The organism is Streptomyces silaceus, from assembly GCF_001419745.1.
In the GTDB taxonomy this organism is placed as follows: Bacteria; Actinomycetota; Actinomycetes; order Streptomycetales; family Streptomycetaceae; genus Streptomyces; species Streptomyces silaceus.
The window spans coordinates 1-9,918 of record NZ_LIRJ01000530.1; the positions used below are offsets into that span (position 1 = coordinate 1).

A 9,918-nucleotide genomic window follows, 5' to 3' on the forward strand; every position below is an offset into this window, starting at 1 on the left:
CCGCCGACCCCTGCCCACGGCCCCCACCTGCGCAGTAACGTCCGTCCATGAGCAGCACGAGCAACCCGAACCACGCGCCCGGCACGGTCAACGGCGGCATATCGTTCTGGTACGCGGACGAGGGCCTGCCCACCGCCCGCGAGCCCCTGACCGCCGACGCCACGGCGGACGTGTGCATCGTCGGCGGCGGCTACACCGGCCTGTGGACCGCGTACTACCTGAAGAAGGCCGCGCCCTTCCTGCGCATCACCGTCCTGGAGCAGAAGTTCTGCGGCTACGGCGCCTCCGGCCGCAACGGCGGCTGGCTCTACAACGGCATCGCGGGCCGCGACCGCTACGCCGGACTCCACGGCCACGAGGCTGCGGTCCGCCTCCAGCACGCGATGAACGACACGGTCACCGAGGTCATCGACACCGCGCGGGCGGAGGGCATCGAGGCGGACATCCACCGCGGCGGTGTCCTCGAAGTCGCCTACACGCCCGCCCAGTTGGCCCGTCTGAAGGCCTTCCACGCGACGGAGCTCTCGTACGGCGAGAAGGACCGCACCCTGCACGGCGCCCGCGAGACCGCCGAGCGCGTGCGCGTCGCGGGGGCCGTCGGCTCCACCTGGACCCCGCACGGCGCCCGCCTGCACCCGGTGAAGCTCGTCCAGGGCCTGGCCGCCGCCGTCGAGTCCCTGGGCGTGACCCTCCACGAGTCGACGCCCGTCACGGAGATCAGGCCGAAGCACGCGATCACCCCCTACGGCACGGTCCGCGCGCCCTACGTCCTGCGCTGCACCGAGGGCTTCACGGCGTCCCTGAAGGGCCAGCGCCGCACCTGGCTCCCCATGAACTCCTCGATGATCGCCACCGAGCCGCTCTCCCCCGCCCAATGGGAGTCCATCGGCTGGGAGGGCCGCGAGACGCTCGGCGACATGGCGCACGCGTACATGTACGCGCAGCGCACGGCGGACGACCGCATCGCGCTCGGCGGCCGGGGCGTGCCCTACCGCTTCGGCTCGAAGACGGACAACGACGGCCGCACGCAGGCCGCCACGGTCGAGGCGCTCCGCGCCATCCTGACCCGCTTCTTCCCGCAGCTCGCGGGCGTGCGGGTGGCCCACGCCTGGTCCGGTGTCCTCGGCGTGCCCCGCGACTGGTGCGCGACGGTCACCCTGGACCGCGCCACGGGCCTCGGCTGGGCGGGCGGCTACGTCGGCTCGGGCGTCGCCACCGCCAACCTCGCCGCCCGCACCCTGCGCGACCTGGTCCAGCAGGACTCGGGCCAAGCGGGCCCCACCGATCTGACGACGCTGCCCTGGGTGAACCACAAGGTCCGCAAGTGGGAGCCGGAGCCCTTCCGCTGGCTGGGCGTGCACGGCATGTACGCCACGTACTACGCGGCCGACCGCCGCGAACTCACCACCCACACCGCGGATTCCTCCCGCCTCGCACGCGCCGCGGACCGGGTGGCGGGGCGTTCCTGACGGCGCCACGGCACCTTCGGGCCGCGTGTGAGGAGACCATGCCGCCGCACCGGGTCAAGGACCCCTGGGTCACGGAACTGTCCCAGGGGCCCGCCGGTGCCGCGGAAGGGTTCCCGGGGGCGTGGAACCGGGCGCCCGGCATCGGGGCGGCACGCGTCGGCGCGGTGCCCCGGCCGAGGACCCGGCCCCGCCTACCGGGCCGAACGGCGGTTCGAGGGTGGGGTGGGGGTGCCGTCGGCTGACGGTGTTCGTCGGCCGACGGCTCCCCCCGAACCCGCTACTCGCGTGTAACAGGCATGTATGAAGCGGGGGTTGTGCGGAACGGCGCGTGGGCCCGGGTGGGTCCTGAGGGGCAGTACGGCACCCCACACCGACCGCGGAGGAAGAACCGATGCGCGCCCAGAAGCTCACCCTCGCCGCCCTGGCCCTCGTGGCGGGTCTCTCGCTGACCGCCTGCCAGGGGGACGAGGACACCAACGGCTCCGGCCCGGCGGCGTCCCAGGAGGCGGGTGGCTCCGGCGGCTCGGACGCGCAGGACGGCTCGGGCGGCTCGGGCGGCTCCGGTGGCGACAAGGCCGGCTCCGGCGCCGAGGCCGACGGCGACAACGCGGAGGCCCCCGACGACGCCCCGGGCAGCGGCGGCGGCCAGATCAACACCGGCCCCTGCAAGACCGCGAACCTCCAGTTCCGCGCCACCCACGGCATGGGCGAGGGCAACGTCCTGGTCAGCATGAAGAACACCGGTGACGCCTGCTCCCTCAAGGGCTTCCCGGGCGTCGACCTGAAGGCCGACGGCGGCCCCGGCGGCATCAGCGCCGAGCGCTCCGACCTCGCCGCCCCGTCGGTCGTCGTGAAGTCCGGCGAGGAGACCCGCTTCACGCTGCACTACCCGCCGAACAACAGCGGCGGCTCGGGCGTGAAGATCGACCGCCTCGTCGTGACCCCGCCGAACGAGACCCACTCCAAGACCGTCATGATCGGCCTCGACCTCCCCGCCACGGACGACTCCACGGTCGAGGGCCTCACGGTCGACCCCGTGGGCACCGGCAAGCAGTAGCCCCGGCCCCCGGGCCGACGAGCACCGGCCCGGCCACGCACAAACACGAACGCCCTCGCGATCGGACGATCGCGAGGGCGCCGGCATGAGCGGAAACGGAGCCCCCTGTCGGATTCGAACCGACGACCTTCGCTTTACAAGTTCTCTCTGTGCGTCCATCGACCTGGCTCTTAGCTCAGGAACCAGGCCGATGGCGTGCAAGCACGCCCGCTTCGGTACGGCAACGTGCACCGCTGTTGCCGTCAACGACTGCCGTCGAGCAAAGAGGCGCATCAGCTTGGGGAGTTCGGGTGCCCCAGAGGTGCTTGGACTTCTGACCTGCGAGGGAGCGGGCTGGCACCCCCCTACGCTGACGACTCGTTGTCCGCTGCCCCTCGTGACTCCCCGCCCAACCTGGCACGGATGTGGCACGGTCCCAAGCTGAACGCAGAATGAGCCAGTACTCGGCCGTCTCGGAGTGCTTCGCAGATCGGCTGCGGTAGCCCAGGCCAGAGGGGGGTGGGGGCGGTCACCTGCGGGTGCAGGCTGTCGGCGTTGTTCGGCCTCGGGCGGCCCAGAGGCGGCCCAGCGGTCGGTCGTTGTGATCACTGCTCAAACAGTTCGATCTAGCCCATGCGCTGTATGGCCGTCGACTGCTACAGCGGACGTAGCCGAGAAGGCCGACGGATGCGGCACCGCTGATCTCCAGAGCGGATACGGATGAAGGACTCCGCAACCCAAGTACCGCTGACGGAGTAAGCGCCTGGCCCCGCGTCTGCCTACTGGGTACAGTTTCAGCACGCCTGGGGATGGAAATCCTCTTCAGAGGGAACGAAACTGCACTCGAGGGTGATGTGACCATGCTGCTCAGGTTCCGCGTGACCAACCATCGATCGATTCGAGACTCCACTGAGCTAGTACTAACGAAGTCGAGCTTCGAGGGTGTGCGGCCAGCCGACGGCGACTGGAGGGCCGCAACCAACCGGATCGTAGGAATTTTTGGATCCAATGCCTCGGGGAAGACGAACCTGCTAGACGCAATCCAATTCGCCCTTAGGGCAATTCGGCAATCCGCAAATTGGACTGAAGAGGAGTCATTCCCGTACCACCCATTCGCCTTGGATGGCCTCTCAGCCACGCAAACGTCCGCGTACGAGTTTGACTTCACACTAACCGGCACGAGATACGTTTATGGCTTCGAAAGCGACGCCGAGGGAGTCAAGGCGGAATGGCTCTCAACATTCCCGGAAGGGCGCCGCAGGGTTCTGTTCGATCGATCGGGGAAAGGAACCGATAACTACACCTTCGGACGATTCCTGAAGGGCGAAAACGTACGCATTTCCCGAAAGGTAGACACGAAGAATCTCTTCTTGTCGGTTGCCGCCAAGGAGGGGCATGCACAGATCAAGCGAGTACATCGCCAACTCACACGACACATCCAGTATGCAGCATATTCGGAGGATCAGCAGAAGGGTAGAATCAGGGCGATTAAGAAATGGATGGAAAGCGACTCTATTCGATGGAGGGCCGAGAGCCTTCTCAAATTTGCAGACCTGGGAATTTCGCGCCTCACAGTGGAGGATGTAGAGCTAGCCCCAGACGTGCTCGAAATGGCAACCAAAGTCGCCGAAAGCGTGTTCTCAACTTTTGGGGAGAACTCCCGCTTCAATAAAGAAGAATTTATGGAGTTCTTCCTTGCGGATCAGAAGCGGAAAATTAAGTTTTGGCACAAAGGGGGAGGGCGGGCCGAAGACTATATTCTCGATATCGAAAATGAAAGCAGCGGAACGGTAGCTTGGTTGTCACTTGCAATCCCGGCACTTCGCGCTATCGATAACGGTCATGTATTTGTCGTGGATGAGATTGACGCAAGCTTGCATCCGCGCCTCACGGCCGCCTTCATCTCTCTCTTCAGAGATGCGGAGATCAATACTAAGGGCGCTCAGTTGATCTTTGCTTCGCATGACACGTCACTCATGGGGCACCTAGCCGGAGGGGCCCTGGAGAAGGAGGACGTCTGGTTCGCTGAGAAGGACGGGGCCGGGGCGTCAGAGTACTACCCCTTGACGGACTTTCCGGTCAAGGCGGATCATAACCTGGAACGCCGCTACCTAAGCGGACGTTACGGAGCGGTTCCTGCCGTCTCCTGGGAGGATCTACGCGCTTCCTTGGTCGTAGGAGAACATGAGTGAGTCGCCGTCAGGTCAGGGGTTCGCAGAAGATTTCGAAATCTCGCGGCAGGAGATCGGAAAACAAGAAGGTCCTGATCGTCACGGAAGGGGTGAAGACAGAGCCGCAATATTTTGAGGGCCTCGCATCACACCTCAACGCTCAAGCCGTCCACGTAATATCAGTCAGACCTATTGGAACTGGCCGAGACCCTCTAAGCGTCGTCCGTGAGGCCGATCGGCGTCGCAGGCGGGAGGAACAAGACGGCGATGCATTCGACTCTGTCTGGTGTGTAGTTGACGTAGATACTCACGCAACACTTCCTGCCGCGTGCGAACTTGCATCCCGCCACAGCTTATACATTGCCGTAAGTAGTCCCTGTTTCGAAATCTGGCTCCTTTGGCATTTCGAGGAGCACAGAGCGTGGGTCACTGCCCAAGCCCTGGCTGACAAATTGAAGAAGCATGGGATTTCCGGAAAGAAATTACCTTCCAATTTCCCTTACACAAAGTACCCTGAAGCCCAGGCGAGGGCCAAAAAATGCGAAACCATTTGCGTTAACCATGCACCCCCCAATCCTAGCTCTTCCGTGTCTGAACTAGTCGCGGAGCTGGAACATTCTTGCAAGATGAAGGGGCATGAAAAGCTCTGAAACTGTAACTGTTCACGAGCTAGGTCGGCGGAGTGGCTTTGGGCTGGATGAGGTAGAGAAACTTGTAACAGCTCAGACGTTCATGGGCCCGGGGCTGGGCATCTCGTCGGTGAGCACGGTGCCACCTTGCTTGCTCAGGATGCACCGGGGCAGGTGCCCGCGACTTCCAAGAGGTCATCTGCGTGCGTGAGCGCTCCGGCCGGCCGTTGGGCGAGCCACCCTGAGCGCCTATGCACAGGGGACTCAGTGCGCACGTGCTTGAACCCGAGGTCCTCGTAGTACCTGTGCAGCCCTGTGTTTGTCCTCCACGTGTCGATGCGCACCCAATCCCGTCCCTCCAAGGCAGCGACACGTGACGCCCAGTCGACCATCCGGGCGCCGAGCTGCCTGCCGGAAGAACGCCGGGCCACGATCAGCTTGTAGAGGTAGAAACCTGCCTGCGGCACGTCCTCCGCAGTCCAGAAGTCGAAGTCGGCCGGGCCGCGACTGATGGTTCCGAGAACGTCCCCGGTGCCAACATCGGTCACGACCCATGTGCGCCCATCGTCGATGGTCTCGCGCCACTTGGCCACAGCTCGGGCACCGACCTCGGTGTCATTCCACTGGTCGGTGTCCTTGCCTCTCAGCCACCCTTCAGCCTCCGTACGAAGCGCCATGAGCGTTTCTACGTCCGCAGGCCCCGCAGGGCGAAGTACCTCAGTCACTGTCGACTTCATAAAGGATCTTGTGCCTGTCTCCGGGGAGGATCGTGACCATGCATCGGAGCGGCTTCCCGTCTGCGTCATAGCCGGTCCGCGTGTGCTCAGCAATCGGTGTTGCCGCAGGGAGCGCGAGTAGCTCAGCCTCCTTCCGAGTGGGCATGCGGACTGCGATCTCATCGCGGTACCGCGCCTGGACCAAGCCCACAGAAGCAAGTACCCCACCAGGCGCCGCAACATCGCGCGGCTCCATCAGAGGGGTACCGGTGACAAGCTCCTGAGGGAAGTACGAGTCAGCCAACGCGTACGGTCGATTGTCGACGTAGCGCACGCGCTGACGGCACACGGCGAGTGCGCCTTCGGGGAGTTCAAGCGACTCGTGGACGTGCTTGGGCGCCTCCACGATGCTCACGGTGATCTCCTGGCGCGGCGTCTTCCCGTCCTCAGAAACGGCAGTAGCCCACTGGTCGCCGGACGTCTTGCCCTCAACCGCGTTGGCATGCCGACTGCGACTCTCCAGGGTCGACCAGTTCCAGATCACCGGCGGGTAGTCCTCCCGCACGTACTTGCCGGACCCCTGGCCTGTGACCACGAGCCCTTCATCGACGAGCAGGCGGACGCCCGCACGGATCGTCTCCCGGCTGTATCCGTACGCGGACATCATCTTGGATTCGCTCGGAAGGGCCTGTCCTCCCGCGAGCTCTCCGGAGCTGATCTGTTCCCGCAGGTCAGCGGCCACTTCCTGAGACTTGGTAAGTCCCCGTCGCATCCGCACTCCCCTCTCTCGTCGCCCTAACTCCTCCGTACAAGTTAGACGAGAAGGCTTGACCCTCCAAGTGCGAGTGTGCAAACTCATCTCACGGCACTCCTCCAGACAAGTCGGATGAGGTGGCCCGTACAGAGCTATGCCTGTTGCAAGCACTCGGCGAGTCCCGTGCGAACGGGAGCCCTGATCAGGGGTTACCGCGCTCGTCGAGGAGTGACTGCGGCGCCCTTGCGGCGTGTTGAGAACTCAAGAGCGTGCGGACCCAGCCACCTGCTCACGGGTGGTCGATGGGTTCTGAGGTCAGTCCGCCCCACCTCGGCAAGCAAGAGGGCGGACGCGCACGGGTTCTGTCCCGTGCGCGTAACAGCGCATCTCAACTCCCCGCGGCTCACTGGCCGCGCCGGTTGCCTCCTTCGCCCGTCCGGCCGCTTTTCGTGGTCGTACGGGCGGAGCTGAGGGGAGCCGGAACACCCCTTCGTTTCCTGGAGTCCTCATGGTCGGAACGCTTATCGCGGTGCTCGGCACGCTCGCCGGGACCGTCGTCGCCGGATTCATGCAGCACCTGACCACCACACGCAACGCGCAGAAGGCCACCGCCGAGGCGCGCCGGCAGCACCTCGCGAGCGCCATCCCGGCGCTGCTGGCCGCGTTGGCCCGCCACCGCGAACAGCAGTACCTGAAGATCGTGGCCCGCCGCGAGGCACAGGCCGACACCACCGACGCCCGGCAGGCCCGCTACGCCGCCCGGACCGCCGTCACCAGTGCCGTGGACACCCTGCACATGGCCACGCGGGACCGCGAGCTGCTCGCGGCCGCGCAGGAAGCCGTCAACGCCGCGATGGCGCTCGGCGACGCGACGGAGAGCGAGCTGGACGCGGTGGGCCTGCGGGCCCGCGAGGCTCACACCGCCCTGCGCGTCATCGGCGCACAGCGCATCTACGCCTGACCACACCTCACCCATCACAACGGCGCGCGGCCCCGGTGCTGGAACACCGGGGCCGCTGTTGGGGCCGTTGCCACCTACTAGGGAGAACACGACCCATGAAGCACATCGTCACTGTTCAGGACGCCGTTACCGCGTTCGCTCCGGATCTGGAGCCCACGGCCGCTGAGCTGGACGCGATCGAGCGGGAGATGCCCGTGATCCTGGCGGGCATCGAGCTGCTGGACGCGCAGATCCTCACCCTGGACCGCGTCCCCAACGAGTTGGACGAGCGGCGTCTGCGCCGGGCCCGCCGCAAGGTGCTCGCCGCCCGCCGCACGCTGGCCAACACCGCCGCCACGGGCGAGCAGGGGGTGGGCGCGTGAGGGCCAAGACCGTGTTGCCGGCCGTGGCGATGACGGCCGTGTCCATGGTGCTCACCCTGGCCGTGGTCATGATGTGGCTCGGCAGCGCGGTGCCGTGGCCGGTCGCCCTGGTCGTCGGTCTGGGCATCGACGGGGGCTGGCTGGCCACCCTCGCCTACGAACGCCGCCTCGCCGCCCAGGGCGACCACAACCGCACCGTGACCGCCGTCGGCTGGGCCTTCGGCCTCCTCGCCACCGGCGTCCTGGTCGCCCACGCCGCGGGCGCCGAGCATTCCGCGGGGGCGTGGCTGGCCGTGGCGTGGCTGCCGCTCGCCGCGAAGGCCCTGTGGCTGGTGCACGGCATGTGGGAGCGCACCGCCCTCACCGCCCACGCGCTGGACGCCATCCAGGGCATCCAGCAGGAAGCACGCGATGAGGCGGCCGTGGCCCGCGCCCGACTGCGCGCCGAAGCGAACACGGAGGAGACGCGGTTGACGGCCGTGACGGCCGCCGGGGCCCGCGTCGCCCGCGTCCAGGCCAAGACCGCCCACACCCTGTCCGAAGCGTGGTCGACGCTGGAGAGCGCCCGCAAGGGCGAGGGCACCGGCAGGGCGCTGACCAGCGTGACGGCCCCCGTCACACCCGACATCACAGCCCGCTGGGAACTCCCCGTCTGGGGCCCCAGCGAGCAAGTTCCCGCGCTGGAGACCGCCGCGCCCGCCCTCACCGATGCCGCCCTAGACACCCTCGTGGACAGCATCCGTACGAGCGAGGACCCGGCCCTGTCCTACCGCGACATGGCCACCCGCTTCCGCGCCGCCGGCCACTCCGCCTCCGAGGTGCGCCTGCGGGCCGCCTGGAAGCGCGTCGCCTGATGGCCGCGCTGCCGATCTTCCGGTGGCGCCTGGCCCCGGACGGCTACGCCACCCGCCGCCAACTGCGGGCGCGCGGCCTGCGGCCCGGTGGTCAGGAGGTGGCTGCCCAGCTCGAACGGCCGCGCCGCCGCCGGGGACCTTTGGTCGCCTACCTCTACCGCATCGACCTCGCCAAGCCCGTGCGCCCGATGACCCCGGGCCGGTGGGCGGCGCTCGCCAAGGCGAACGCCGCCCGCCGCCTGTGCCCGCAGTGCCGCACGGACGCGGGCTACGTCATCCCCACCTCGCTCGGCACCTGCGCCCCCTGCGCCTTCCCCAACCCTTCCAACTCCCCGAGGAGTGCGTGAGATGGGTAAGCCCGACACCCGCCGTCTGGACCGCGCCATCCAGCAGGCGAACCGCAAGCTGGCCGCCGTGCAGAACCGCGAGATGTGGCCGCTGGACGGCCGCGAGCGCCGCGCCCTGCTGTCCGCCATGGCCAGCGGCTCCGCCAGCGTGGTGCGGCACAAGAGCACCAGCCGTGCCGACACCAGGGCCGACACCGCCTGGAGTGCCGCCGAGACCCGACTCATCGCGGAGATCGCCGCGTTGCAGGCCGAACGCCAGCGCATCGTCACCGAGAACGCCCAGGCCAAGGCCGCCAAGAAGTCCTCGGGTTGGTGGTGACCATGCCCGTGAAGAAGCCGCCGCCCGGGGCGTGCCCGCAGTGCTGGCAGCACGCCTACGACCCCAGCATCCACCGCCGCCTCAAGCCGCGCGAGGACTGCCCGCAGTGCCTGGACCACCTGCACAACGGCTGCCCCACCCGCGTACCCAGCAACTCCATCTGGTGGTAACCACACCCGCGCCTCCCACCGCGTGACCCTCGCCTCTCTCGCCTGCCCGGGGTGGCCGCCGCCTGCACTGCGCGGCCACCCCGGTGCCCCGTCTTCCCGCCCCGCCCGGGGCAGTCAGGAGCCCTCCCGC

The 9,918-nt window shown here is 67.3% G+C and carries 12 protein-coding genes; 10 read left to right on the forward strand and 2 right to left on the reverse strand.

The window, feature by feature from the left end; genetic code table 11:
- Positions 1-47: 47 nt before the first annotated feature.
- From AOK22_RS35915 to AOK22_RS44095, 4 genes are all read left to right on the forward strand, one after another.
- Positions 48-1,469: an NAD(P)/FAD-dependent oxidoreductase gene (locus AOK22_RS35915; protein WP_055702877.1), complete on the forward strand. Its 1,422-nt coding sequence runs from the start codon at positions 48-50 to the stop codon at positions 1,467-1,469.
- Positions 1,470-1,860: 391 nt separating this feature from the next.
- Entirely contained in the window at positions 1,861-2,526 is a 666-nt protein-coding gene (locus AOK22_RS35920; protein ID WP_055702878.1) for a DUF4232 domain-containing protein, read from the forward strand.
- Between the two features lie 788 nt (positions 2,527-3,314).
- On the forward strand, positions 3,315-4,697 hold the full coding sequence (locus AOK22_RS39225) for an AAA family ATPase (RefSeq protein ID WP_079037051.1): 1,383 nt from the start codon (positions 3,315-3,317) through the stop codon (positions 4,695-4,697).
- On the forward strand, positions 4,694-5,326 hold the full coding sequence (locus AOK22_RS44095; RefSeq protein ID WP_079037052.1) for an RloB family protein: 633 nt from the start codon (positions 4,694-4,696) through the stop codon (positions 5,324-5,326). The genes AOK22_RS39225 and AOK22_RS44095 overlap by 4 nt, the downstream gene beginning before the upstream one ends.
- Before the next feature lie 134 nt (positions 5,327-5,460).
- Here AOK22_RS44095 and AOK22_RS35930 read toward each other — a convergent pair whose 3' ends face one another.
- Both AOK22_RS35930 and AOK22_RS35935 read right to left on the reverse strand, forming a co-directional pair.
- Positions 5,461-6,030 carry a GNAT family N-acetyltransferase gene (locus tag AOK22_RS35930; RefSeq protein ID WP_244165245.1) on the reverse strand — a complete coding sequence of 190 codons (570 nt, stop codon included), beginning with the start codon at positions 6,028-6,030 and terminating at the stop codon, positions 5,461-5,463.
- Positions 6,023-6,763, reverse strand: coding sequence for a GntR family transcriptional regulator (locus AOK22_RS35935; protein WP_167357921.1), 741 nt, complete (start codon positions 6,761-6,763; stop codon positions 6,023-6,025). The genes AOK22_RS35930 and AOK22_RS35935 overlap by 8 nt, the downstream gene beginning before the upstream one ends.
- Positions 6,764-7,283: 520 nt before the next feature.
- On the opposite strand from AOK22_RS35935, the gene AOK22_RS35940 reads away from it, so the two are divergent.
- The 6 genes from AOK22_RS35940 (at position 7,284) to AOK22_RS35965 (ending at position 9,788) form a co-directional block, all read left to right on the forward strand.
- A complete protein-coding gene (locus tag AOK22_RS35940) occupies positions 7,284-7,736 on the forward strand; it encodes a hypothetical protein (protein WP_055702881.1) in 453 nt (150 codons plus the stop codon).
- A 95-nt stretch (positions 7,737-7,831) separates the two neighbouring features.
- Positions 7,832-8,098, forward strand: a complete 267-nt coding sequence (locus tag AOK22_RS35945) for a DUF6284 family protein (RefSeq protein ID WP_055702882.1) — start codon at positions 7,832-7,834, stop codon at positions 8,096-8,098.
- A complete protein-coding gene (locus AOK22_RS35950; RefSeq protein ID WP_055702883.1) occupies positions 8,095-8,952 on the forward strand; it encodes a hypothetical protein in 858 nt (285 codons plus the stop codon). The genes AOK22_RS35945 and AOK22_RS35950 overlap by 4 nt, the downstream gene beginning before the upstream one ends.
- Positions 8,952-9,299: an RRQRL motif-containing zinc-binding protein gene (locus AOK22_RS35955; protein WP_055702884.1), complete on the forward strand. Its 348-nt coding sequence runs from the start codon at positions 8,952-8,954 to the stop codon at positions 9,297-9,299. Before AOK22_RS35950 ends, AOK22_RS35955 begins: the two co-directional genes overlap by 1 nt.
- A gap of 1 nt (position 9,300) precedes the next feature.
- Positions 9,301-9,618: a hypothetical protein gene (locus AOK22_RS35960; RefSeq protein ID WP_055702885.1), complete on the forward strand. Its 318-nt coding sequence runs from the start codon at positions 9,301-9,303 to the stop codon at positions 9,616-9,618.
- Positions 9,619-9,620: 2 nt separating this feature from the next.
- Complete coding sequence (locus AOK22_RS35965; protein WP_208606491.1) at positions 9,621-9,788, forward strand: pRL2-8; 168 nt, start codon at positions 9,621-9,623, stop codon at positions 9,786-9,788.
- Positions 9,789-9,918: the final 130 nt, after the last annotated feature.

Excerpts from the sequence above, each read along its gene's own strand:
- AOK22_RS35955 (WP_055702884.1), top strand. The coding sequence starts at position 8,952 with ATGGCCGCGCTGCCGATCTTCCGGTGGCGCCTGGCCCCGGACGGCTAC.
- AOK22_RS35920 (WP_055702878.1), top strand. The coding sequence starts at position 1,861 with ATGCGCGCCCAGAAGCTCACCCTCGCCGCCCTGGCCCTCGTGGCGGGT.
- AOK22_RS35915 (WP_055702877.1), top strand. The coding sequence starts at position 48 with ATGAGCAGCACGAGCAACCCGAACCACGCGCCCGGCACGGTCAACGGC.
- AOK22_RS35940 (WP_055702881.1), top strand. The coding sequence starts at position 7,284 with ATGGTCGGAACGCTTATCGCGGTGCTCGGCACGCTCGCCGGGACCGTC.
- AOK22_RS35965 (WP_208606491.1), top strand. The coding sequence starts at position 9,621 with ATGCCCGTGAAGAAGCCGCCGCCCGGGGCGTGCCCGCAGTGCTGGCAG.
- AOK22_RS39225 (WP_079037051.1), top strand. The coding sequence starts at position 3,315 with ATGGAAATCCTCTTCAGAGGGAACGAAACTGCACTCGAGGGTGATGTG.
- AOK22_RS35945 (WP_055702882.1), top strand. The coding sequence starts at position 7,832 with ATGAAGCACATCGTCACTGTTCAGGACGCCGTTACCGCGTTCGCTCCG.
- AOK22_RS35960 (WP_055702885.1), top strand. The coding sequence starts at position 9,301 with ATGGGTAAGCCCGACACCCGCCGTCTGGACCGCGCCATCCAGCAGGCG.